Source organism: Pseudomonas sp. GW821-FHT12A04 (assembly GCF_058807755.1).
The window spans coordinates 112,788-136,425 of record NZ_JBXAQZ010000016.1 but is presented as its reverse complement, the minus strand read 5'-3'; the positions used below and the strand labels follow the sequence as shown (position 1 = coordinate 136,425).

General features: G+C 59.9%; 24 protein-coding genes and 1 pseudogene. 5 read left to right on the top strand and 20 right to left on the bottom strand.

Features of this window, described 5'->3' with window-relative positions; translation table 11 throughout:
• Nucleotides 1-52 precede the first annotated feature (52 nt).
• Entirely contained in the window at nucleotides 53-283 is a 231-nt protein-coding gene (locus tag AC1RS8_RS24030) for a hypothetical protein (RefSeq protein WP_033039294.1), read from the bottom strand.
• A gap of 175 nt (nucleotides 284-458) precedes the next feature.
• On the opposite strand from AC1RS8_RS24030, the gene AC1RS8_RS24025 reads away from it, so the two are divergent.
• The gene (locus tag AC1RS8_RS24025) at nucleotides 459-2,120 is read left to right on the top strand and encodes a SulP family inorganic anion transporter (protein WP_458372962.1); all 1,662 of its coding nucleotides are present in this window, start codon (nucleotides 459-461) and stop codon (nucleotides 2,118-2,120) included.
• A gap of 19 nt (nucleotides 2,121-2,139) precedes the next feature.
• Here AC1RS8_RS24025 and AC1RS8_RS24020 read toward each other — a convergent pair whose 3' ends face one another.
• On the bottom strand, nucleotides 2,140-2,328 hold the full coding sequence (locus AC1RS8_RS24020; RefSeq protein WP_458372961.1) for a ribbon-helix-helix protein, CopG family: 189 nt from the start codon (nucleotides 2,326-2,328) through the stop codon (nucleotides 2,140-2,142).
• Between the two features lie 378 nt (nucleotides 2,329-2,706).
• Here AC1RS8_RS24020 and AC1RS8_RS24015 point away from each other — a divergent pair.
• Nucleotides 2,707-3,066 (top strand): annotated as a pseudogene (locus AC1RS8_RS24015) (transposase); the annotation flags it as partial.
• A gap of 40 nt (nucleotides 3,067-3,106) precedes the next feature.
• Here AC1RS8_RS24015 and mobH read toward each other — a convergent pair.
• Nucleotides 3,107-4,825 (bottom strand): MobH family relaxase, encoded by a 1,719-nt coding sequence (gene mobH / locus AC1RS8_RS24010; RefSeq protein ID WP_493163810.1) that lies wholly within the window; start codon nucleotides 4,823-4,825, stop codon nucleotides 3,107-3,109.
• A gap of 223 nt (nucleotides 4,826-5,048) precedes the next feature.
• On the opposite strand from mobH, the gene AC1RS8_RS24005 reads away from it, so the two are divergent.
• Entirely contained in the window at nucleotides 5,049-5,243 is a 195-nt protein-coding gene (locus AC1RS8_RS24005; RefSeq protein WP_493163808.1) for a DUF7740 domain-containing protein, read from the top strand.
• A gap of 179 nt (nucleotides 5,244-5,422) precedes the next feature.
• Nucleotides 5,423-5,728: a histone-like nucleoid-structuring protein, MvaT/MvaU family gene (locus tag AC1RS8_RS24000; protein WP_493163847.1), complete on the top strand. Its 306-nt coding sequence runs from the start codon at nucleotides 5,423-5,425 to the stop codon at nucleotides 5,726-5,728.
• Nucleotides 5,729-5,814: 86 nt separating this feature from the next.
• On the opposite strand, the gene AC1RS8_RS23995 is transcribed toward AC1RS8_RS24000, so the two are convergent.
• Both AC1RS8_RS23995 and AC1RS8_RS23990 read right to left on the bottom strand, forming a co-directional pair.
• Nucleotides 5,815-6,753 carry an ArdC family protein gene (locus AC1RS8_RS23995; RefSeq protein WP_493163806.1) on the bottom strand — a complete coding sequence of 313 codons (939 nt, stop codon included), beginning with the start codon at nucleotides 6,751-6,753 and terminating at the stop codon, nucleotides 5,815-5,817.
• Nucleotides 6,754-7,452: 699 nt separating this feature from the next.
• Nucleotides 7,453-7,818 carry a DUF3085 domain-containing protein gene (locus AC1RS8_RS23990; protein WP_493163804.1) on the bottom strand — a complete coding sequence of 122 codons (366 nt, stop codon included), beginning with the start codon at nucleotides 7,816-7,818 and terminating at the stop codon, nucleotides 7,453-7,455.
• 464 nt (nucleotides 7,819-8,282) lie between these two features.
• Here AC1RS8_RS23990 and AC1RS8_RS23985 point away from each other — a divergent pair, with 464 nt between their 5' ends.
• Entirely contained in the window at nucleotides 8,283-8,645 is a 363-nt protein-coding gene (locus AC1RS8_RS23985; protein WP_458372959.1) for a hypothetical protein, read from the top strand.
• A gap of 4 nt (nucleotides 8,646-8,649) precedes the next feature.
• Here the strand turns inward: AC1RS8_RS23985 and AC1RS8_RS23980 are convergent, their stop codons facing one another.
• From AC1RS8_RS23980 to traD, 15 genes are all read right to left on the bottom strand, one after another.
• Entirely contained in the window at nucleotides 8,650-10,188 is a 1,539-nt protein-coding gene (locus AC1RS8_RS23980; protein WP_493163802.1) for a conjugal transfer protein TraG N-terminal domain-containing protein, read from the bottom strand.
• 9 nt (nucleotides 10,189-10,197) lie between these two features.
• Nucleotides 10,198-10,503 (bottom strand): hypothetical protein, encoded by a 306-nt coding sequence (locus AC1RS8_RS23975; protein ID WP_493163800.1) that lies wholly within the window; start codon nucleotides 10,501-10,503, stop codon nucleotides 10,198-10,200.
• The gene (locus tag AC1RS8_RS23970; protein ID WP_493163798.1) at nucleotides 10,500-11,855 is read right to left on the bottom strand and encodes an integrating conjugative element protein; all 1,356 of its coding nucleotides are present in this window, start codon (nucleotides 11,853-11,855) and stop codon (nucleotides 10,500-10,502) included. The genes AC1RS8_RS23975 and AC1RS8_RS23970 overlap by 4 nt, the downstream gene beginning before the upstream one ends.
• On the bottom strand, nucleotides 11,855-12,832 hold the full coding sequence (locus AC1RS8_RS23965) for a TIGR03756 family integrating conjugative element protein (RefSeq protein WP_493163796.1): 978 nt from the start codon (nucleotides 12,830-12,832) through the stop codon (nucleotides 11,855-11,857). Before AC1RS8_RS23965 ends, AC1RS8_RS23970 begins: the two co-directional genes overlap by 1 nt.
• 225 nt (nucleotides 12,833-13,057) lie before the next feature.
• Nucleotides 13,058-15,799 carry a conjugative transfer ATPase gene (locus AC1RS8_RS23960; protein ID WP_493163794.1) on the bottom strand — a complete coding sequence of 914 codons (2,742 nt, stop codon included), beginning with the start codon at nucleotides 15,797-15,799 and terminating at the stop codon, nucleotides 13,058-13,060.
• Complete coding sequence (locus tag AC1RS8_RS23955) at nucleotides 15,799-16,218, bottom strand: TIGR03751 family conjugal transfer lipoprotein (protein WP_103395148.1); 420 nt, start codon at nucleotides 16,216-16,218, stop codon at nucleotides 15,799-15,801. Before AC1RS8_RS23955 ends, AC1RS8_RS23960 begins: the two co-directional genes overlap by 1 nt.
• On the bottom strand, nucleotides 16,181-17,689 hold the full coding sequence (locus tag AC1RS8_RS23950) for a TIGR03752 family integrating conjugative element protein (protein ID WP_493163791.1): 1,509 nt from the start codon (nucleotides 17,687-17,689) through the stop codon (nucleotides 16,181-16,183). The genes AC1RS8_RS23955 and AC1RS8_RS23950 overlap by 38 nt, the downstream gene beginning before the upstream one ends.
• Complete coding sequence (locus AC1RS8_RS23945; protein ID WP_493163789.1) at nucleotides 17,679-18,485, bottom strand: TIGR03749 family integrating conjugative element protein; 807 nt, start codon at nucleotides 18,483-18,485, stop codon at nucleotides 17,679-17,681. Before AC1RS8_RS23945 ends, AC1RS8_RS23950 begins: the two co-directional genes overlap by 11 nt.
• Complete coding sequence (locus tag AC1RS8_RS23940; RefSeq protein WP_493163788.1) at nucleotides 18,482-19,123, bottom strand: PFL_4703 family integrating conjugative element protein; 642 nt, start codon at nucleotides 19,121-19,123, stop codon at nucleotides 18,482-18,484. The genes AC1RS8_RS23945 and AC1RS8_RS23940 overlap by 4 nt, the downstream gene beginning before the upstream one ends.
• Complete coding sequence (locus AC1RS8_RS23935; protein ID WP_493163783.1) at nucleotides 19,120-19,521, bottom strand: TIGR03750 family conjugal transfer protein; 402 nt, start codon at nucleotides 19,519-19,521, stop codon at nucleotides 19,120-19,122. The genes AC1RS8_RS23940 and AC1RS8_RS23935 overlap by 4 nt, the downstream gene beginning before the upstream one ends.
• Nucleotides 19,522-19,528: 7 nt before the next feature.
• On the bottom strand, nucleotides 19,529-19,906 hold the full coding sequence (locus AC1RS8_RS23930; protein WP_150752602.1) for a TIGR03745 family integrating conjugative element membrane protein: 378 nt from the start codon (nucleotides 19,904-19,906) through the stop codon (nucleotides 19,529-19,531).
• Nucleotides 19,907-19,922: 16 nt separating this feature from the next.
• On the bottom strand, nucleotides 19,923-20,162 hold the full coding sequence (locus AC1RS8_RS23925; RefSeq protein WP_493163780.1) for a TIGR03758 family integrating conjugative element protein: 240 nt from the start codon (nucleotides 20,160-20,162) through the stop codon (nucleotides 19,923-19,925).
• On the bottom strand, nucleotides 20,149-20,484 hold the full coding sequence (locus AC1RS8_RS23920; RefSeq protein WP_493163778.1) for an integrative conjugative element protein, RAQPRD family: 336 nt from the start codon (nucleotides 20,482-20,484) through the stop codon (nucleotides 20,149-20,151). Before AC1RS8_RS23920 ends, AC1RS8_RS23925 begins: the two co-directional genes overlap by 14 nt.
• Nucleotides 20,485-20,738: 254 nt before the next feature.
• Nucleotides 20,739-21,467, bottom strand: a complete 729-nt coding sequence (locus AC1RS8_RS23915; RefSeq protein WP_493163776.1) for a TIGR03747 family integrating conjugative element membrane protein — start codon at nucleotides 21,465-21,467, stop codon at nucleotides 20,739-20,741.
• 35 nt (nucleotides 21,468-21,502) lie between these two features.
• Complete coding sequence (traD, locus tag AC1RS8_RS23910; protein WP_493163774.1) at nucleotides 21,503-23,629, bottom strand: type IV conjugative transfer system coupling protein TraD; 2,127 nt, start codon at nucleotides 23,627-23,629, stop codon at nucleotides 21,503-21,505.
• Between the last annotated feature and the right edge of the window lie 9 nt (nucleotides 23,630-23,638).

Below are 23,638 nucleotides of genomic sequence, written 5' to 3'. Positions count from 1 at the left end.
ACTGGGTCAATCTTCACTGACATGATCATGTCTCCAAGGCGTGATCCAAGGGCTAAAAGTGGATTTCAGCGGTCTTGAGGCCCAGGTCTCGAAGCTCGGCGATCAAGTCATCCAGATGCCCAAAAGACTCGACCTCCTCGTTGTCATCAACCAAGAAATAACTCCTGCCAGCGTCCTTCTTGAAGAACACTATCCACTCCTTGGGGTTGGTCGGGTTTGCGATCACATGGGTGTCGAAGGTCACGCCTTCGGCATGTTTGGTTTGCACAGTTTTACGATTCATGTCTGTCACCACGCTACGCGCGCTCTCAAAATTCTCTATTTGCAGTGTATGCCCGCCCAGCTCCATCTGAGCTCTCACTATAAACATCTCCAGCCGCTCGAGGCAGTGGATCTAGGGCATTTCAATTATCACTGTATGTTAATATTATGCACATGCATCCACTGAGGGGCTAGCCATGATTGCGATAGGTGAGGCATGGAAGGCAGGGTTGTTGGGGCGAGGACACTGGCTTCGCAATATGGTGTCTGGCGTGATCGTCGGGGTCGTGGCGCTCCCTCTGGCAATGGCGTTTGCCATTGCATCTGGCGTCAAACCTGAGCAAGGCATTTACACCGCAATCATCGGTGGTTTGCTGGTTTCACTCTTTGGGGGAAGCCGCTTGCAGATTGCCGGGCCGACAGGTGCGTTCATCGTGATTCTGGCGGGGGTCACGGCCAAGCATGGCGTTGACGGTCTGCAAATCGCCACGATGATGGCGGGGGCCATCTTGTTATTGCTGGGGATGGCACGGCTCGGTGCGATCATCAAGTTTATCCCCGACCCGGTGATTGTCGGATTCACCGCGGGCATCGGTGTGATCATCTGGGTCGGGCAGTGGAAAGACTTTTTCGGTTTGCCGACGATCAGTGGAGAGCATTTCCATGAAAAGCTCTGGCATCTGCTACAGGCCCTGCCGGATCTTCACATGGCCACCACCCTGCTAGCGGTACTTAGCCTTTTCCTGGTCATCACCGCGTCCAGAGTTCCCGGTCTCAAACGGGTGCCTGGCCCGCTAGTCGCAATGGCGGTCGCTACAGCAATACAGTCAACCTTTCATTTCGAGGGGGTAGCCACGATTGGCAGTGCATTCGGTGGTATACCTCAAGGCTTGCCAGCGTTGAGCCTGCCTGAAATTACGCCGTCCCGCATTATCGATTTGATTGGTCCGGCGTTCACTATCGCCATGCTTGGAGCAATCGAATCGCTGCTGTCGGCGATGGTGGCCGATGGCATGGCGGGCACCAAGCACGATTCCAATCAGGAGCTGATCGGTCAGGGGGTCGCCAACCTGGTCACACCATTGTTTGGCGGCTTTGCAGCTACCGGGGCCATTGCCCGTACTGCAACCAATATCCGTAACGGCGGTACGAGCCCGCTGGCTGGCATTACGCATGCGGTCACCTTGGTGCTTATTGTTCTGTTCCTGGCACCTCTAGCCTCAAACATCCCACTTTGCGCCCTGGCTGCCATTCTTTTCGTGGTCGCATACAACATGAGCGAGTTGAAGCACTTCAAACGCATGGTCCAACGAGCCCCACGCGCAGACGTATCCATCCTGCTCATCACTTTCAGCCTCACTGTGTTCAGTGACTTGGTGATCGCCGTGAATATCGGCGTCATTCTTGCGATGCTGCACTTCTTGCGTCGCATGGCCTCATCGGTGGAAGTGCAACAGGTCGTGGAGCACGAGCTTGAAGAAGAGCTGATGACCAATGGCCATACTCGCCTACCGCCAGGGCTTTTGATTTATACGATTGAAGGGCCATTGTTTTTTGCTGCGGCCGAGACCTTCGAGCGTGTGATAGCACAGACCCACACTGACCCAAACCTGCTGATTATCCGTCTGAAGCGCGTACCGTTTATGGATATCACGGGCTTGCAAGTGTTGGAGGAGGTTATTCAGCAGCTGCACAAGCGGCATATCGTGGTGAAGCTCTGCGAAGCGAACACGAAAGTGCTCAACAAGCTCGATAGGGTGGGTATCCTGCAAGAAATTGGTCCGGAGCATTACCACGCCGACTTCAACACTGCGTTGGCTAAAGCTGTCAGTCACGTAGAGGGTACGTCGACCCTCTAGAGACTACTGCCCCTCTTAGTTATGACTTGGTGCTGGTGGCATGCTTGCTGTTGGTCGAATAGCTGGCGCCGTGAGTGTCCAGGTAGTCACGAATCAGTTGGCGGACCACCTGCGAAGGCGTCAGGTCTTGTGCTGCACAGAGTTCCTCGAAAGCTTTTTTCTTGACGGGATCAATGAGCACAGTGAGGCGCGCAGTCTTGCTTTCCATGGGGTATTCAATCGCTCAAGTCGCTGGATGTTAATCAAATTGTAATTGCCTTGTCCGGTGCTGTCACTGTTGCGGCGGTGGGTTGTTCGGTACCTCGACTTAACACACTAGAAAGCAATTGGCGCCTACAGTGGATGAGGAAGCGGATCTGCGTTGACTCAAGATGGATAACTCCCGTCCGCGAGCAAGAGAGCGGATTTATTCCAAAGCTGGCCGGCTGCCTGCTACGGGTTGACTGTGATCAGTTACGAGCGACCGGATATGGCCGTTTTTTGCCTGTCGCGAAGGACTGCAATCGACCGATTCTGTTGAAAAAGTAGCTCCCCTGTCTGGCCAGCGGCAAAATCCGCGCATCGGACAGCAGGGAAGCCCAGCCTGATGGGACAGTTATCGAGTGGGCAGGAACGGCTGTTTTACTCGTTCAACCTTGAAGACCACATCCCCGCAACTCACCTTCTGCGTAGCATTGAACGGTGTCTCGATCTGAGCGACTTGCGCCATTACCTCGCCGATTTTTACAGCCCGATTGGGCGTCCGTCGATCGATCCCGAACTGATGATCCGCATGCTGATCGTGGGTTATTGCTACGGTATTCGCTCAGAGCGGCGGCTGTGCGAAGAAGCCCATTTGAAACTGGCGTATCGCTGGTTCTGCCGGTTGAGCCTTGAAGATGAAGTCCCCAATCACTCGACCTTTTCCAAAAATCGACACGGCCGTTTTCGGGACAGCGATCTGTTTTGCTGGCACTCCACGCGCGCATTGGGCTGCCCTTGCGATGCTAATAAGTAAGATTGAGGAAAGGATTGTCAGTAGGGACAGGGCTCAGAAGAGTTTCAGCATTTTGCAACATGTAGCCATTGAGGGAAGCCCTCCGGCGGGGACCCTGCACTGTGCAAGTCCATATGTTCTGCCCGTTTGGTCGTTTGTGATGTACGCCTAAGTGCTCAAAGTGACGTTGGGTGCGCCGCCAAGCATCGGTCTTGTCGTCCCCTGCAGATAGCTCAGGGTGCTCCGAAACGTAGAGCTGGAAGATGCCGGGTGTGACCAGGTAGAACGTGCCGTCGACTGTGTGAATCTTTGCCTTACAGTCGTTGACGAGCAGGCGATGGCTTTGGATCCCCTCGCTTAGCCAGTCGACAAAGGCCAGCCCTGGTGCCTCGCGGGGTGAAGCAGTTGAGGATTTCAGTCCTTGAGCGCTCGATTCATCCTCGTGCTCAACCGTCTCTTGCAACATATCCATCAAGTCATCGAGATAGTCGAAGTCATGGTTCGGAGGTAAGGGCTCTGGCGTTTCCTTGGCCGAAGTTGCTTGTGGCCGATCCAAGGCCGACTCGATAGCTTCACCGCTCGGCACGGTATTGTCAGCAACGAGCTCAACTGTCCCTTCAAAGCATCGGGGCCGGCTTTCATCGGCCCAGATCAGGCTCGGTTGGAGACGCAACAATGTGAAGCGATGCTGCCATCCTTGATCTGACACGGTGGCGCTCCATACCGCTTTGCCTTCTGGCGTGGTGTCTACCAACCCGTGCGATTGCAGTTCATCGAACATGGCAATATTGGAGGAGGGGATGCCATTTACTGCCTGGGCCAGGAGGTACGCGCGAAGTTTGTCGGTTGCGGTCTTGCTGACTAGCCACAGATGATTTTCGGTGAGCCAGCCAGCAGCCCCGGGCTGGTTGAGTTTGAACCCGTTCTTCACAAGATGGCGTAAGCCGGTCAGCAGGTGATACTGGAGCGAACGAGTGGGCGCCTGTAGTGCCTTGGTGGGATTGGCTCCGATGTTCTGCGCGGTAGATACCCGGTCAGCTTGCAGCACCAGCTCCCCCAGCGTCGCGGCGTATTCATAGTGGTTGGCCAGCAACGACAGCAGGTTGCCCCATAGAGTTGGGTAACCGCTGAGCCAGTCGAGCAGGCGCGGCGTCAGTATTTGGGTGTAGAGCAGCCCAGCAGCCGCAGCATGTAGCTGGTAGTCGCGCCCTGTCACGTAGCGGAAGCGGTAGGGCTTGTTCAGGGGGCCGTGCCACGGATGCCAGAGGTCACCATCTTGGTACTCCACCTGCAGGTCGACGGCAATCTTGCCGATGTCATGGAGCAGGGCGCCATAGGCGATGGCGGCGCTCCAGGCGTCGGTCTGCGCGGCCTGGTCTTCGGGCGCGGCGCCGCTGGGTAGCAGGTACGACTGGCGCAGTTTCAGGCTGCAGGCCATCAGCTCCAAACCGTGGTCCAGCATGCCTCCCGGATAGGCATGATGATGGCTTTCGCTGGCAGGTAGTTGCTGTACATACTTGGCGTAGCGGTGGATTGGATCGAGATAGAGCTGATCGAACTGAGGTTGGGAAAGGGCGGTGTATTGCCAGATGCGCTCGAGCAGCCGCTTCCGGTGATCGGCGGCAAGGAGCGATTCTGATGACTCAGGCAAGAAGTAACCTTCGGCGACAAGTGCTGGCGCGGGGCTGGCGGCGTTGCCTTTTTTATGTTTGAGCCACCAGCGCATCATCGCAATACCTGCTTTGTATCTGGGAGGTCCTTTTGCCTTTTCGGATAAGCCTCTTACCCTTGCAATCCCTTCCATTGGCGCCGTTATCCTTTACTGCCTTTGTCCTTTTCGCGAACGCGAAAATCCGAAGGCGGGAGCGTCGAGTTAGTCGGTCGATCGGGATAGCCGGTCCCTTTTACAGGGGTTAGACTGGCCGGCATCATTTTTCGGAGCAGGGGCGCTGATGACGCTTACCGATGCAGTGTTGATCGTGCTGCTGGTCGACCGGATTCATGGAACTGAAGTTGCCATTCGCTCAGCCGCGAAGCGCTGCGCGAAAAAGCTGCCACGTGGTCAGCGCGATATCTTGTTCAAAATTGGGAATAGCCCTGCACCTCGGCAACTTGTAGGCCACCTGTGCCAATACTTGGCAGAGTGAAAAGTCAGGCAGATCTGTTAAAGCTGGACACCAGACGAGCCGCAGTGAGGATCAAAACCTCGGCTAAACTGCGGGTCTCAGATACTATTCCCACACTTGTCTCATACTAGGAAGAGCCCATGTCTAAGCTTGCCGAATTCAAAGCGCTGGAAGCGCAGCTGGCCGCGCAACTTCAATAGCTGGATGCGATGAAAAACGATTCCGGGCTGAAGCAGGAAATCGAGTTTGAACAAAAGCTCAAGGCCTTGCTGGAAGAGTACGGCATGAACCTGCGGCAGGTGATCACCATTCTTGATCCGTCCAAAGGGGTGAGCGTAAGTACCGCCGGCGCCTCCACCAGCGTCCAGCGCAAGCCTCGTGAGATCAAGCGCTACAAAAACCCGCACAGCGGTGAGGTCGTGGAAACCAAGGGCGGCAACCACAAAGTCCTCAAGCAGTGGAAGCAGGAGCACGGCTCCGACACCGTCGAGAGCTGGTTGCAGTAATCAGTCGTCCAGTTGTAGCGGCGGATGACCGGCGTTGCAGGCAAAACAAAGGCCCCAGATGGGGCCTTTTTGATGCTTGAGTGAAGTCACGCCGTTAACCGTTCAGTCGTTTCAGTGGCCTGATCGGACTGCAGCGCCAGTAGGTACTCGGAGGCTTCACGTGCCTGGCCGCTGGCGCGGAAGATCGCACGCTTATCCTCCTTGAGTATCTTCAGCCAGGACGCCAGGTATTCCTCGTGACGTAATTCACCCTGGGTACCGGTCAGCGCACAGAGAAACGCTGCGCCCATTTCCGCTACCAGTTCCTCGAAGGCGTACGCCGCGGAACCAAACGCGTGCCCGCCAGTGATCCCGTCGCGGTTGAGGCGCGAGTGGTGACCCGACCAGTGCGTCAGCTCATGAAGGGCCGTTGCGTAGTAGCTGCCGACGTCCTCGAACTGTGCCTTGGTAGGCAGTTGGATGAGATCCTGCACCGGCTGATAGAACGCGCGATCGCCGTAGCGATGCTCAATCCGCGCCCCACTGGCGACCAGTAGTTGCTCGGCAGGGGCATGATCGACGAAGGCGGACGGGGTGTCATGCTCATCGGGTTTGTGCTCTTCATCAGGCAAGCCTTCAGTCTGCTCGATGTTGAACAGGCAATGCGTCCTCAACAGCGCGAACTGCATCATCTTGATGTTGCCCTGTTCATCACGAACGACCTGACCGTCCTCGTCGTGCGCCTCCTTGCTCATTGGTTTGTACAGCACCGCGAGGGTTGATTGCTCACCCTTGCGAATATGGCCACCGGCTTTGCGCGCCTGGTTGAACGTGAGCCAGCGATCCTCGCGGAAACCACGCAGGCGCGCCTCGGCCCACAGCAGCGGAATGTTGATGCCGGCGTAGGGCCGCCGGGTGATGGCGTTGATCGGGAAAGGGCCGTTAGCACTCGAGCCTGTGGTTGTCCAGGGTTTGATCCAGGGGATAACCCCTTGACTCAGGGCGCTGACGATCTTGTTGGTGACGTCCAGGTAGATATCGGACATGGCGTTCTCCGGTTGTGAAGGGGGAACGCTGCCCGGCCGGGAAGGGTTCCCGGTGGGGTAGAGGAGGCAGGGGATGTGCTGACGATGTCAGATGGCCGCGATGTCTACAGCGATCTCACTTGGCAGCCGGATGAGCAGAAAAGCTGGTCCACTGCGCGGTGTGATGTGATCCAGCTGTAACAGCGTTGAGTGTTCGACTGCTGATGAGTCGTCGCGTTGTGGGGGATCGAACTGCAGCTCGATTGGACACTGCAAGGTGCGAGGCGCTGAAGTCAGGGCGCTGTTCAGTAGGGCTGCCAAACGCTGGGCTGACTGTCCAACGGGGTCGTTGCCTGTGGCAGGGTTAATGACATGTCGCCATACGCCTGGGCTCAGCACCACGGCGGGAGAGAAGAGCTTCTTCCTGGACATTAAAACCTCCGGGTAGCTGATCCCGCGATACCTCAGTTGAGGATCTTCCGCGGGCTTGTCACTCAGTGAGACATGGAGTGTCTGTGTATTAAAACCCGCTCGGACGTGGGGTCAATCTCCAGTCCAGACACCAGGAAAGCGCGGCATTCCAGGGCGTTCCAAGGAAGACTATTTGGCTCAAGTTCCAGATCAACGGCGCACTCCAACCGGGTATGAATTGATACGAGAGGCGCTCCAAAGAGGCCCGGCTACGGAGCCACTCTGGAAACGCTGAACTCGCATTTGCGTTCAAGATTTTCCCGTCGGGTCAACCTCGGCGGCTAGGTACAGGTGCGTGGAGGTTGCCTCCACCACCAGCGACCCAGCTGTCCCGCGAAGACTTGCCAGGACCGGATCGTCGATGTCGAAGTACTCGGCAAAATCATCGCCACCCAATTCATCTCGTGCGCGATTCCACCAGGAATCGAAATCGTCGACGTCAGGGTTGCAGCCGGTGGCGTAGGACACGTTTTTACGGCCACCTCCATCCGGTTTGTTCTCGCCGAACTCGGACATGAGGTAGACACCGTGGTCCTTGACCAAGAGCACACGGCAACCTTTGATACCGGCCTCGACCAACACGGCGTGGAGTTCAGAACCTGTGAAGCGCAGCATGATGAGATCCTCCAGATAGTGCGGAGGAATGCCACCCGTGCGGGGGAATTTCCCAGCACTGGAATGGATTGAGAAGGGTTGTATCGAAGACGCAGGCTTTGGGAGTCTGAGGGATTAGAAAGCGTTCATCACCGTGGGAACGGTGACCATGCGAGCTGCCGAACGCGAATCGCATTTGGGGATAACCATCACGAGCGTGACGTAGCCTCGAAGGTTATGGCTACCTGGGGTGCTGGAAAACCAGCGATTGCCCAGTTGGTGTATCAAGCGGATCGGCATAACGTCAACGACGTTTTTCGTTTGAATGGGCAGCTCAGATCCATACAGCTCCACTCGCCATTATCAGCGCAGCCCAGGTGATCAACGGTCATGGAAATCAACGGGACAGGAGTAAGCTAAGGCTTGGATCCAAACTCTCGGTGGATCCTTGGCCGCGAGTGCAGAGAAGAAAAGGGAGGCATTAAATGACTGTTCCAGCGTCTTCTACTCCGAGCCGTACCCCTGTCGGCAAGTATTTAGTCCGTGCCGCTGTGCGTTTGGGTCGGTTGGTCCGCTCACTCGAAACGACAGTTTTGCAGTCCAGCATGTTGGCTTCCGTGCCGCTCAAGTTTCGCCACATCGGCGTGCATATTTTTAAGTTGATATTCGTTTTTGCGGTTGCATCAGTCGCGCTTACCTTGGCGATCGGGATGGTTGCTCTGTGGACCATTGCGGCAATGTCCATAACTGCATCTGAAGATGAGGAGCCTGGTGTGCATGAGGTGAGCCACCCTCAACATCAACACAAATATCCAGAGCTGTATGACGAACACGGGTCGCTCAGATAACGTCCTATTTTAGTTTCTGGACACCAGCCATGAGCTGTGAAGAACCCCTTCCTGCTTGTGTCTGAGCAGCCTCTGTTCCTCTAGTAAGAAGCGTTTGGATACCGCTCCCCACGTTATATCCCGCCCAACTCATCGCGCCGATAAAAATCATTGGTAGCACTACAAACATTGCACCCATCACGTACTCGATGACCTGCGAGGTTACCGTCCCGTCCATGAACCCTGCCGTCGGCAACGACAAGAGCGTCTGGTCCGTGGCAGACACCTGGTTGTACAGCGTCTCCAGCATGCTTGAGTCGATCCAGCGTGCGAGCTCCCACCAGAACGTAAGCATGTGCAGGGTGAACAGCGCGAACGTCACCGTCATCAGCGCCTTGAGCTGATAGGTGCTGATTAGCAGCACCAGTGGCAGGCTGATGATCGTGCCCATGATCAGAAAGGCCTGGATCATCGGTAGTGCGGCGCGCAACGCATTCATCGCCGGGAAATTGCTGAACGAGCCCAGGGCCAGCCCGGTGTTCGTGGCCAGGTTGTTGAGTCCTTGCGTCAATGAGCCGCCACGGGCGCTGCTGCCGTAATCCTGGAACACCTGTCCCGGCGCCATGTTCAACGATTGCTGCCGCGGGCTCACCAATTCGCGAAGGGTGGCGTCTTCGATCTCGGTGCTCGTACGTCCCGTCAGCCAGCCTCGCAGACTCGACATCAGCGATGGATCGACCTCGGCCACCAAGCGATCACGCAACCCGATCGTGCCATCGCTCCACCACTGCTTGCAGGTGGGGTAACCGCCGCCGTTGTCGAGTTGGGGCAGGGAGGTATCCCGGGTATCGTCGTACGGCCAATCGACCCTGGGCGTTCGCGAGCGATCGGTATCGTAGTAGCCCGGTGTATCGAGCAGGTAGGTCGAGCCAATCCAGGACGCATCGTAGCTCTGCGACTCGTCCAGTTCAGGGCGATTGCTGAACAACCGCGAGCGTGAGTAGCCGTAACATTCCCGGGTGAAGTCGGCGACCTCCTGCAGCAGCACCTGGTCGTTGATACGCGAGCTGTCGATCTCCATGCGCATCGCACGGATGTCGGGCGCACACGGAATCGATGCGGTGGCGGCGGCGGTGATGCCCTTGCTCATGGCATGCACGAGGAACCACCACACCGGCACGTTCGCTGATTTCTCGCCAATGGTGTTGAAGGTCGTGCCCCAGGCCGTGTCAGCGGGCCCGGCCATGGAAACCCCGCAGCGTCGGCTCGACGTATCGTCGAAGGTCACGGAGGAAAGGTTCAGCGGAAAGAACGGCATGCAGCCGAACAGGATGACCACGTAACTCATCCATAGCCGATTCTCGACGCGAGGGATCGACAGTAGACCTTTGTTGCCCTCGTCAGCTCCCTGTTGGCGAGCGGACAGCCATTCCTGCAGGATGATCGCACCAAAGGGCGCGGCGAACAGCCCGGTGTCCGCCAGTGTATTCCAGATGCCGTTGTTGATGATCCATGCCAGCAGCGACAGATAGTACTCGAGGTAGCTGTTAGTGCTCATGCTCATGATTGCACCTCACACACGAGACAGTTCGACCAGAATGATCGAGCCGAGGCCGATCAATCCCAGGCGTTTGAGTCGTTGCTGGTCAACAGGTGCCGGTCGCAAGCGCAACGTCGCAGTCCAGACTGCAAGGATCAGGGCATACAGCAGGGCGCGCCAGCAAGCGAGGTAGGGCGTAGTGGGGCGCGCCTGCCCGAACCCATCAATCTGGGCACCTGTCAGCTGCAGCGCCATCCAGGCAAAGAGGAGCATCAAGGTCGTTACACTGATGATTAGCAGCACATGGGTGAGCGTCGACTTCAACGAAAACAGGGTCATGGTGTGCTCCTCCCCTGGTCGGCGCGGTGCAGTCGGTCCGGCTCCGGATCACGCTGATCGATGCTGCGGGAGGCGTCGGCGCCGCCAGCATGGCGATCGAGGATCAGGCTGGCCGTGTTGGTGGCCAGCGACTGACGCACCTGCAGCTCTGTTTGCAGCAGGCGTATCTCGCGCTCCAGTGTTTCGACGTTGCCGTTGAGGGCATGGGTAGCGGGCTGCGCAGACGCGACATTAGGTTCATGACTGCCGGCCAGGAGTGTGCGCTGGAGCAGCATCGCTTTGTAGATCACGCTCGACAGGGCGGTCTCGCTGGCCAGGCGCCGCGCCAGCAGGTTCTGGTCGGGATCGTCGCGCAGGCCTTCGATGACTCCGCGGGAGACCTGCAGCAAGGGACTGGAGACTTTGTCGAGATTCTCCGGCGTCGGTTGCTCGGCGCCCAACAACATTTGTTGCAGGCCCTCCAGATGTTCTGTGTAGGTTTCCTGGATCAGCGGCGATAGGCCTGTCCCGGCGGTAACGCGTAGCGTCTCGCAGTCGTCGCAGGTCGCCACCTCGGTTTCACCAAGCACTCGGGTGCCCCATTCGGAGGCCTCCTCGGGGCTCGCCCAGGCCTGGCAAATGGCACCTTTCTGGCAACCGGTGCCGATGGCCGACGTGTCCTCGACGGTTCGGTTGTGCAGCAGGTTGTAACCTGCCTTGACGACGTCCGAGGTCACCCGGATGGGTTGCTGACCGTTACCACCGGCTTTCTGCCCACCGACCCAGCTGACGCCGTTGTTGCCGTTGTTCGATTCGGTGTCCTTCACCGCCATCACAGCATCACCGTCGGACTGCTCGAGGTTTTTCTGCATTTCCTGGTTCTGCGCCAGTGCGCCCCAACCGGCCTGGTCCACCTTGTCGGCCATTTTGGCCGCCATCGCCTGGCAGGTGAGCTTTGAGCGGTCAAAGTCGATGCGCCCCTGCAGTACGCCGTTGCTCAGCAGCTCATACAGACCGGGATTGGCGCGCTGAATGATCATCGCCGGCAGAGACATCACGGCCTGTGTGGCATTCTCGATCACATTGCCCATGATCTGCTGGAAGCCTTGGGTGGCGCCATTGAGCTGATTCTGCAGGGTGTTGGAGAGGTTCATGTTTCCGCACATCATGTTCGCGCGCCAGGACATGCCCACGCCAAAGCCATTGGGGCGGTAGAGCGAGGAGGGGGACCCCGTCGCCGATCCGCCGCCAATGGTGTACATCACGCGGTCATCCAGGACCTGGGCCTGGTCACCAAGGTGGTAGCCGTTTTCTGCGGCATGGCCGACGGCACTTACGAGGGCGCACAGCAACCCGAGCGAGAGGGTATTCATCATTGGCCTCCATCAAAGTCGATGCTGAACAGGAAGGTCTGACCCTTCCGCTGGCAGCAGCGGTAAGGGCGCCAAAGCGACCAGGCATAGGCGCCGTCGGCGCTCTGGATCGTCGGGCTGGGGAAGATGGCGCAGGTGGTCTGGATCACTGGGGCGAGCAATTGCCAGCGGTGGTTGTTGGTGTTGTTCTCCATCACCGGCTGCGGCGGCCAATAGCCGGGAGATGGCATCGGCTGCAGCGGCAGGTAGACATGCGGCTGGCCGACGCGGGTGATGAAGTCGCTGGCACGCTGGGCCATGACGGCGGATGCTTTAAAGTCGTCAGGCTGCACCAGAAATCCGTGCCGCGGATAGACACTGCCCCACATGTTCCCAAGTGCCTGGCTGCCAATCTCGCGCATGCCCGGAATGAGCGCTTGTGGGTAGATGGATTCGGGAACGGCCTGACGCCAGGCCAGCGGGTCAAGCGTGCTGAGGTAGTATGGCGCAAGGGGCGTCGCCCCACTGGGGCACGCATAGCCGAAGCCATGCGCAAGGGCTGTCAACGCCGAACCGCCGGGATGCCCGATGCCGTCGACATTCTTGAACCGGGGCAGATTATCGCGCTGCTTCGAAGGCGTGATCAGGTTGCCTCCCCCTTGTGACGCCGGTGTGGGCATCGACAGTGCGGACACCTCGCCCCAGGGATTGCCGCCGGTGTCGGAATAGCTCGATACCACCAACTCGGGAATAAAGTGGCGGACCTTGGGCGAGGTCTTCACCGTGCAACCAAACGGTGTACAGAGCAGCCAGAAGCAGATTCCGACGATCCGGTACTCCAGGCACTGCAGCGAAGTGACGGAGGCGGTGATCGCGGGGGTAGTCAGTGCCACGCACTGCTCGGCCGCGACGAGCAGTACAGCCGCGGTGAAGGCTCGGCCACGGCCAATCTTCCTGGACTTTGGCGATCTGCATCGGGTGGTGGCGGTCACGATCATGGGCAGCGCTCGACATGTGGCAGCGGTGTGCATCCGTGCGCCAAGCTTCAGCATCCGGGATCCGACCGAATAGGACGGCGGACAAACCGAGGCCGGAGTGATCGGTTTCTTCAGTCGCCGGGTCGGGGGCCGCGAATTGTGCAAAATCACCGAAGGAGTGCAACTGTACTCATGCCGACTTTTTGTTGATTGAAAGGCGTTTGAAAGTCGCCGGCGCTCGGCTGTTCACGACATGCCGCGCAACCGATCGATCTCCGCCGCGACCTGGAGGGCAGCGTCCAGCTCGGACTGTTGGTGCTGTTCCATCAGTCGCCAGCGCTGGGCCTTTTCCTCCGGCTCGGTCATGGCCAGGGCGAGGTACAGGCTCGGCGGCACCGCGCGAAACAACGTCTCCAGGTTCTTCGACAGGACCACGCCCTCGGTGTATTTGCCCGAGGCCTTGCTTGCGGAAAGCAGCAGGGCCTTCTGAGCGGGTGTGAGCTTTTTGAAGCGGGCGATCTCTTCGATTTCTGCCGGCGGCATGTTCAGGCAGATCCACCACTCGATCATGTTGAGCATGGTTCGCGCTGCATCGGGGAAGTCGGCCAGGTTCTGCGTCGCCATCCAGAACCACGCGCCGAGCTTGCGCCACATCTTGGTGCCCTTGACCACAAAGGGTGCCAGTAGCGGGTTCTTGGTGATGATGTGGCCTTCGTCGGTGACCATGATGATCGGACGACCCAGGTACTGGTCGCGTTCGGCGAGGTTGTTCACCGTGTTCATCAGGCTGATGTAGCTGATCGACATCTGCGCCTCGTAGCTCTCACGGGCATAGGTGGCGAGGTCGACGATCGTCACATCGCTTTCTGGCCAGGGCGTGCCTGGCCGGTCGAAGAGAGCGCCCTCGAAACCCTGACAGAACAGGTCGATGGACTCGGCCATTTCCTGCGCCCGCTCGCGGCGCTTGTCGGGCAGATGGGTATCGCTGGCGACCTGGCGTAGCGCGTCGCGAACGTGGCGTGTCATGACCTGCTGTTCGGTGGCCGCGCAGTGTCTGGCGGCATCCAAGATGCACTCGCGAATCAGGCTGCGGTCTGCCCGAGTCAACCGCGCTTCTTCCTTGGCTTCGCCGCCGGTGATCATCAGGCGGGCAGTGATTTCCAGCTCGCCCAGCACGTCGCGTTGCTCATCACTGTCCGTCACGGTTTCATCCAGGTCCTCGGTCGACAGGCTGGCCACCTGATCTGGCTGTTCGATCAGACGGCGAGCATCGGCGAAAGGCGCCAAACTCAAGCCACTGCCGGGTTTGAGCTGAACCTTGTTGACGGACAGCCCAAGGGTGGCGAAGTAGTCGCCCTGCAAACCGAAGGAATTACCCGCTTCGACAATGAACAGCCGCGGTCGATACACGGCCATGACCTGCATCAATATCGAAACCAAGGTGGCCGACTTGCCGGCGCCGGTCGGTCCGAATAACAGCAGGTGGCCATTCATGGAACGGTCGAAACGCGACAGCGGGTCGAACGACAGCGGCGCACCACCACGGTTGAAAAAAGTGAGGCCCGGATTGCCGGTGCCGATGCTGCGTCCCCACAGGGGCAGCAAGTTGGCGACATGCTGAGCAAACAGTAGTCGGGTGTACCAGTTGCGCGTGTCTCGAGCCGGGTTGTAGGCCATGGGCAACCAGCGCAGGTAGCTGTTGCACGCCGCGACTTCGTCGCCCTCGCGCACCGGCTGCAGGCCGGCGCCGAGCAGCACGTTGGCGGCCTGGGTCGAGCACTGGCGCAGTTGCTGTTCATCGGCACCGCGCAGGTACAGCGCCAAGGTGCCGCGGTACAGCTTGTGCTGTCGGCCGATCAGTGCGCGGGCCTCTTCCACGTCCTGGCGGGTTTGGGTCGAGGCGAGGTTCTCGCCGATGGCTTTGCGCGCCAATCGGTTGAGCTGCTCCTCGAGCACATCCTGAGGCGTGATGACCAAGGTCAAACACATGACGGCCTGCTCGGGTAACTGATCGAACAAGGCGTTCAATGCCTCGCCCTTACGCGTTTCGCCGGTCAGCTGACCGATATGGGGCGGTCTGCGCAGCTTGTCGACCACCATCACGGCATGCGGTTGCTGATCGAAGTACCACAGGCCCTGGTCGCTATCCGAGCGTGGCTCCTGAAAGAACAGTCGCTCGGCAAAATTGTGGTCGAACGGCAGCGGCAGTCCATCGCCGTCATCCTCCTCGGGGTAGGGCACTTGACGATAAAACGCTGCGGGTGATTCGCCGGTGAGGGCAGGGGCCGGGTTGAACCAGGGCAACAACCAGGTGTAGAAGTCGAGCCCGGTCAGACGCCGCGGGCTGACCCCGCAGGCCTGCAACGAGGCCACCAGACGGTCACACGTCCGGCTCAACAGTTGAGCCGGGCTCTGCGTATCGTCGTCACCTTGATCCCCCAGCCAGCGATAGACCACTAGCCGAATCCGCCGATTGCTGCCGCGCCAGGGCAGGTGAGAGACGATATGGTCGTCGAACAGTCCGCCCGGTTTGGCGATGGCGTCGAGGTGACGTTGCATCGACGCGAGAAAGGCCTCGGTGAACGGCGTGCCTCGTGCCCGCGGCGCGATGTAGTGCTCCAGGCGTTCGAGGTACGGGGAAAAGTCACTGTCGTCCTGGCAGAAGAACTGCACCACCCAGGGCGCCTGGTCGAGCTCGTCGAAGCTGTCCTGCAGTGCGTCTTCCAGGGCGTCGCGCGCCGCCATCAGCCACTCGGGCTCACGGCCCTCAGTGCCGATCGGCTGCAGCTCAAACACGGCGCCCACCGAGCGATTGTCATCGAGGAGAAAACACTGCTCGTCCTCGAGGTATTCGACCCAGGGCAAGTGGTCGGTGAAACTGGGATTGTTAGCGTACTGGGCAGCCTCATCGGCAAGGGTGGCGCGCCGATGTTGCGCTGCGCGCCAGGGCTTCCAACGCGAGGGCTCGCGACTCGTGTCATCGACCATCACAGGTCTTCCAGGCGCTCGCCGGGCAGCGCGTACTGGACCTTCTCGTACAGCGGGAACACGGTCGAGTAGCCAGGCACCGGCGTCTGCTGGGTGCCGGTCAGGTGCGGGTAGACGTACATCACCAGGTCGGGGTTGGGCAGGCGCGGGAACTGGTTGCGGATCTCGTTGGCGGCCGTGCGCGTGTAAGCACTCTGATCGCTGATCAGCCGCTCCGGATCGAGCACCGGCCTGCGCAGTTCGCCGCGGGCTTCCTGCAGCTGTTGCTGAGTGCCGACCGAGCCACTGCCGTTCCAGATGTCCAGCATGGTTTGATCGCCATGAGGCAGCATTTCATCTTTGCTGGTGGAGCAACCGGCCAGGTGCAGGCTGAGCAGCAGGCTAATCCAGATCCAGTACCGAAATGGATGGGTTTTCATGATTCACTCTCCGGCCTTTGGGTTCGTAGTCGATGCTGATTTCATGGTCCAGGTGCAAGGCCACCTTGGCCCCGGGTGGGACGTAAATGGCCGCAAAGGCTTCACCGTAGAGCTTGTTGATCCAGTCACGGATGTCGCCAATGCCACCGCTGATGACCGAGTTCAACGCGCTGTTGCCGCTGTTCTGGGTCAGGCCCAGGTTGCCGCTGGCCGAGTTGATGAATGAGGTATTGGTCTGCTCACTGCCCAGGGCCGCGGCGAAGCCGGCACCGGCCGCAGTGATCAGGCTCTGGCTCCCCAGGTACTGCTGGGCGTTGGAGCGGCGTTCGCCGGAGATGCACGGGATGCCGTAGGGGTCGGAGATGTAGCCCAAGCCACCGTGGATCTTCTCGGTGTCCGATGTCTGGGCGCTACTGCGATTACGGCTGACGACTTTTTGCGGCTGCGGCACCGTGCGGACGGTGCCGTCACTGAAGACAAACGTGATCGACTCGACCTGGCCGCGCACACAAGACAACGTCCAGTCGCCCGCGGCGGTGCCGCTCATGACCGCACCGACCACTTCGGGCAGGTCGATGCCGTTGGCGGTGAGGTTGTCTGGTCCCACCAGCACCTTGAACGGATAGGGGTCGTTCACCGTGCCATCCACCGGCACCCGGCCAATCAGGGCGGTCATGGCGATGGAACCCATTAAGGTCGAGTTTTCGGGGACGGTGTAGACGGACCTGGTCTCTTCGGTGCGGTCGTGGTCGCTTTTCAAGTCGCGCTCGCCCTTGGCAACGGCACGCAAGTGATCCTGGCTACGGTCGATCGCGTTGTTGTCCAGACCGTGCAGGTCCTTGAATTTCGAGGTGAGTGTCGTCAGCGGACCACCGGCTTTCGTGGTGTCTTCTTGGCTGGCGCGCGCGTTCGACGATTCAATCCACTGCACCGCGTCAGCCGGTGGCTGAGCGCCTGAAAATTGCTGCTCGTCACCCGGCTCAAGGCCAAAGCCCACCGGCACATCCGACTTCGCTGCCGGCTTGCCGGTGAGCTGGTCCTTGAGCCTGGACAACAGTCCCTGGGTCTCGCGGTGCTGCTGCTCGGCCTTCTGCCGGGCATCGTTAGACTGCTGCCGTTGTTCGGAGGCCTGCTGGGTAACACTGCTCAACGTGCTCTGGATGCGGCTGTCGATATTGCCTTCGCGTGTGCGTAGCCGGGTGTTTTCGGTCTGCAGCGCATCGTTGCCTTTCTTCAGAGTCTGCATCTCGCTGCGCATGGCCTTGACCTGTCCGATCAGTGTGGCCACGGTGTCGCGCGGGGTGTCGCCAGCGATGCCCAGGGCTTTTGCCTGTTCCGGGCTGAGCGCCGCCTTTTCTGGGGCATTGGTAGACTGGCCGTCCGGCGCAGCTATCCAGGATCTGAGAATGATCAGCGCGATGCCCAACAGGACGCCGGGTACCAGCCACTTCAGCAGGCTGTTAGCTTTCATGATTGGCAGCCTCCGGCGTTGGCGGGGGCAGCAGCAACGCGTGCTTCAGGTCGCCACCGCGGGTGACGAGGTAGGCCACGGTGGTGTCTTCGGGTGTGCCGGCGTGACCGAGATGCGCGTGCTGGAACGTCGCCGCGTACAGCGTGGCCTGCAGATGTCGCGGGTCCAGCGAGACCTTGCCGGGTCCGCGATTCACGATCTTCACTGCAGTCACCCAGTAGTCACCCAGTCGCCAAGCCGCGAGCCCCTTGATCGAAACCCGTTCGGTAGGCAGCAATGTGCTGAAGGCGGTGGAGTCGCTCATTGGTAGCCGACGCACACCCGGCAGTGGCGCCACCGTACGCAGAGGCGCATACAGGTTCTGCGCCGCATAGCGGGTGAGCACCACTGGTACCGGGGTCGCTGCAGGTGCTGAACCCTGCGCGGTTTCCACATCCGGCGTCTGGGCCTGGGCGACGATCTTGACTGGCTCCAGCGACTCACTGCCATCGAGTGCTTCTATGTCGATCAGGATGATGTCCCCAGACTTCACCGACTGCAGTTGCAGTCGGGTAGGGGGAAGGGCTTCCGCGGCGCGCAGGTAGACCGTCCCACCACTGGACTGTACGCGCAACTTGCTGGCGATCGCACTTGGCAGCCCGACCCGGACATCCTCATCCAGCATCAGGATGCGCTCCTGACCCACCGTAAGCGGGACGGCCAACGGCAGGCGGTCCCAGTACTTGACCTCGACGGCGCCCGCGGCTGCGCACCAGCCGGCGGCGGTCACCAGTATCAGGATCAAGACACGCATCATGATGCACCTCCAGGCAGCGTCAGCTTCTGCGGTGTGCCTTCGTAGCAGTCCAGAGCCAGGCCCCACTTGTTGTGTTCGGGGTCGACGTCGAAGCGCACCACCCGCAGCGGATAGCGCACCACCACACGTTTCACCGGCTCGGCGGCGTAGTATTCGTCGGCATTGAGGTCGAGCTTGACCAGCCAGCTGTGCTTATCCAGCTGCTTCACTCGCAGGTTCGGATCGTCGCTGTAGCCACGGCCCAGCACCTCGTACACACCGCGCACTCGGCCGCGCAGTTCGCCTGCTGCCTTGCGGTACTCGAAGTCGCCGTCGAAGAAGGATTTGCACGCCGGGGTGAGGTAGGGCTGCAGGGCGAAAATCGCGCGGTGATAGTCGATCTCGCCGTCGGTGGGCCAGCGGTTGAGCTGGCCGAAGATGTACAGGGCGAAGGCATAAATGTTTTCGGGCGGTACGTCCCACCACTTTCGTGTACTGCCGGAGCGCAGGTCGGGCGGCACGTGTATGGTCAGCTCAGAGGGTGCAGTCTGCCAGCCGTACCAGAACCCCGTGCACAATAACGCCAGGATCGCCACGACCAGACGCAGGCTGAGGATATGCGCCAGCTGCGCGTCCACCTTATTGCGGAAGCGGCTCATGTGGCGGCCCTCACATGCCGGCGCGTACGCCGGACGGTCCAGGGGCCGGAATGCAGGATCAGTTGGCTGGTACCGATGCCCCAGTTCACCGCCAGTTGCCACTGCAAGCGCCGGTACAGCCAGGTTTCGGGGCGGGCACGCTTGGCCCGGCGCAGCAGTTTGCCGCCGCCGAGCAATACCAACGTCATGCACAGGAACATGCAGGTGGGGAGGGTGGCGATGGAGGCGGTGGCTACCGCCAGCGGCGCACCGAGGATCACGCCCAGCGTGGCGCCGATGATCAGCGCGACCCACATCTCGTCGTTGGTGAGGCCACGGAGGACGGCCGGGTCACGGTTGAGGCGCTCCGGCAGGAAGGTCAACGTGCCGTCAGGCAGGGTGGTAGGGGGGGCGGACATGGTGACCTCACAGAATCGTGGCGGCTTTGGTCAGAAACCACAGGATCACGACCACCAGCAGTGCGCCGACACCGACCACTGCACCGAGGTCTTTCCAGGTTTTGCGCTGGTTCTGCACGTCGGCGTAGACGGTAAGCGAATGCCAGGCCACGCCCAGGAACGCAAGAGTGGCGATCAGCAGCCCAAGCAGAATGCCGCCGTCGTAGGCGTAGTTCTTGATGGTATCGATCAGCCCCGAACCTTCGCCGCGGGAGGGTGCTTCCATGGTCGGCAAGTCAGCCCAGGCGAGCGTCGAACTCAGCAGAACCAGGCCGCCGAGCAGGGCTTTCGAACAGCAATCCCGCAGCAGGGCGAGCGGGCGGTGGCAACTACGGGAGAAGTTCATGGCAAGGTCTCCTGATTTACGACAGCATGAAAAACATCAGCACGATCAAGACGAGGGCGAGGCGCAAAGTGCTGCCGCCAAGCGCGCCGAAATTAGTGTTGCCGGCCGCCCAGCCGCGGTAGCCGGTCCACAGCGCCCAGGTGCACCAGAGCAACGCCAGCACCAGAACCGAGGAGCGCCACAGCACCGAACTGAGTTGGGGGGTAAACCCAGCCACTGCGGAGTACGCGGTAAGTTGCGCGTCAGTCATGCTCATCGGGAGAACTCGGGTGAGGCGCGTCAGCGCGATAGTCACTGGTCAGCTCGACTAGATCGGTCGGCTGCGCTCGGGAGGGCAACAGGTACTTGCTGATGCCACGGCGCATATGCTCGAGGTCTGCTACGAACCTCGGGTAGTCGAAGTGATACCGAGACGTTTCGACATCGACCTGGCTAATGCGCGCGCGGTCGGCTAACTGCTCGATGACAGTGATTTGCCGCTGCATAAGGCCTAGGTCCGAACGCTCGCGAGCATCCTGTGCAGCGGCAGATAGCGTCACAAAGCAAGCAAGCAGCAGCGAATAGCGTGAAGAGATCATGGCGAAATCCAGCCGAGAATCTGGCATTCACCTTGATGTATTAGGCAGGTGTTGACATGACCTTAATGGATTGTTGGGCTATCGATTTACAGGGGGCTTGATAGATAGGTTTCGAGGAAAACCAGTCCGCAGGAGATAATAAACAGGCCAGCTAATTGACCGGAATGCGAATTTTTCTGTGCGTAACTGTGCGCTGGACACTGCAAACCTCAAATGCACTATTTCGCCAGCTTTTAGAGGTAAAAGGTGAGTGATCAGAGATATTTTTTGAAAGTCGCAGCTGTAATGGCGACCATGCAGCCGAGTAGCGTAGCGCATGGGAGCAGCACCCAGTTCGGATTGAGCGACCATGGCAGCGAAAGATAGATAACCCAGGGGCTGACCATCAGTGGCAGCAATGTCCGCTTCGCTCGGTGGTAGACAAAGCTGCTTTCCCGGTCCGCCCCGAACTTGCGAAGGTCGCGGCGCATCAAGCCATCGACAGCACCGGTGATCACGGCAAGCAGGAACAGGGGCGTGGCCAAGGTGAGGACGGCTAGGCGAACCACGAAAGTGAAGACCGTGAACAAGGCTGCCAGCAAGTAGTCCTGGAGCACAACGTAGGCTTGGGCAAACTGCCCCTGCAGTGTCGCCTCTCGACTGAGTAGCTTCAGTTGGGCGTCGGATTGTACCCATCCGGAGCGGACCACGACCCATTCGTTGAGGTGCTGAAGAACCTTAGCAGTCGCTTGCGCCGGTTCTTGCACGAGCAGGGAATTCTTGAAGTGGCCGCTCAACCAGCCCAGCTCACTCAGCCACATGGCATGGCTGTGATGCCAGCCCTGTTCCGGCCAGAACCACAACAGACCCACGAACTCCAGCACGACGGAGAACAGCAGCGAAGTGAACAGCAGTCCGAGTAGCCGTAGGCACAGCTCGACCGTGCCGAATATGAGTCCCGGACGTGGTGGTGCAGGCGGTGGGCTGGTCTGAGGAGTAGGCATATGGGCTCCGCAGTGTTCGGTTGCTGCCGAGGCGCTTACGATGCATGTCTACGCCCAGGCGGTGGCATCTCGGGATCGAAGTCGACTGTCGGCGCACCTCCTGCGCTGGTCCACCAATTACCCGCGTTGGCGTTGTACGAGTCGCGCATGCACGCGGCCAGGGTCTGTAGATCCGCCGGCATCGCATCGTCGCTGGCCGGTGTGGGCAGCGGCATGCGCACCTTCCACAGTTGGCCGCCTTCCTGGAATGAAAACATCTGTCCCTTGGGTAGGGCGATGATGTGTGCGGGTTCGATCAGCGGCACCGCGGCGGTGGTGACACGGTCCTGAGAGGAGGACGTGAAGTCCGTACGGGCCTCGGGATCCGCAGTGTCCGTCGCGCCAGAGACCAAAGTCCGTGTCTGCACGTTGACCTTCGGCAGTTGATTGGTCAGCAGTTCCGCGGTCGCGGTTTCCCGTACACGGAGCATTTGCAGAGTGTTGAAGTTGCCGATGACCTGGCCGGCTTTGGCCCGGCTGCCGATGCGCGCCTCAATGTCACTCAAGGTCTGGGTGTAGGCAGTAACCTGTATACCGGCACCACCGCCCTTATTGATCAACGGGATAAATTCATCGCCCATCAGCTCGTTAAACTCGTCGGCGTGCAGGTTTATCGGCACCTTGTTCGCCGCGCTGGAGGAGTCCGGCAGGCCGTGGTCGATACCGTGCTTGTAGATATGGCCCGCGACGGAGACCAGGTCGGCGAACATTGAATTACCGACGGCTGCGGCGACTTCGGCGTCAGACAGAGCATCCAGGCCGACATAGACGATGCCGCGTTTGCGGATGATCTGCAGCCAATCGAAGATCGGCCGCGGATCGTCCAGGTCGGCGTAGTTGGGGGCCAGCAGTTGTGCCGTCTTGCCACTGGTGAGCTTTTCCAACAGGGGCAGCAGGGAGGCGACGATCTTGTCGAAGTAGGTGCGGTCATAACGCACGGCCGAGCGCAGACCATCCATCACCGGGTCAAAGATGCGCTTTGCAGCCAGGTACTGCTCGATGGCGACCACGCGCTTTTCCCGGCCGATCATATGCCGCGGCACATTCTTCTCGTTGAGGCGACCCTCGATTTGCACGATCGCTTCCCAGGCCTGCGCGTCGTGGTGGGCGAAAAAATGTTGGGCGTATTCGATGAACAGTGCGTCGATGTTCACCACATGGCGCTGGATCTGCAGGTAGTCCGGACGCCGGCCCAGTTCGATCAGAGCCCGGGCAATGATGTTCACAAAACGCCAAGCGAACTCGCGAAACGCTGCGGAGTTGCCTTCGCCGCTTAACTGTCCGGCGATACGGGTAGCAACTTCCGAGATGCGACCGAAGCGGCCGATGGCGTTGTAGCGTGCGGAGATTTCCGGCCACCCGAGGTGAAAGACGTAGAATTCGTGCTCGCGGCCGGCGCGCAGTGCCTCCACGTACATGCGCTTAAGGAGGTCGGCGTCGCCCTTGGGGTCGAAGACAATCACCACCTCTTGGGTTGGACGGTGGATGTCCTGGGTAATATAGACCTCCGCCAGGCGCGTCTTGCCGACCCGGGTGGTGCCCAGTACCAAGGTGTGCCCAACACGCTCACTCAGCGGCAAGGTGGCTTCCTGCTCACTCGGCTCGACGCCGTGCAGCAGCGGCGAGCCCCCAACCGGTGGCAGCGGGCGTACCGGATTGAGTGGATTGTCCCAGGCGGTGAGGCGGGGCAACAGCGAGAGCCCTGAAGGCGCCTTTTCCAGCAGACATTCCAGGCGCCTGGCCCACTGATAGGCAACCGACTGGTTCACATAGCAGGCCAGAGCCGGGTCCTGAGCCTCGAGCAGGCGCTGGGTATGCAGGCGACTCCAGCGAAAGCCACGCCCCATGAACAGACGCTTGCGGCTCACCGGAATCTGTCGACTGGTCAGCGAGTAGCGCGGCAGGCGACGAATGTTGCGCCGATAGCGCAGAACGATCCGGGCCTCGTTAAGCCGTTTGAGTCCGAGGGCGATGTAGGCCAGGGCCATGACCATACCCACATCGGGCGACAGCGCCACCGCCCAGGGCGAGTGCAGGCACAGGACGCCGGCACCGGCGCAGATGCCCACTGTGTACAGCTCCACTGCAGGGCGCAGCAGGGATTCCATCGCATGTTCGCCCATGATCCTCCC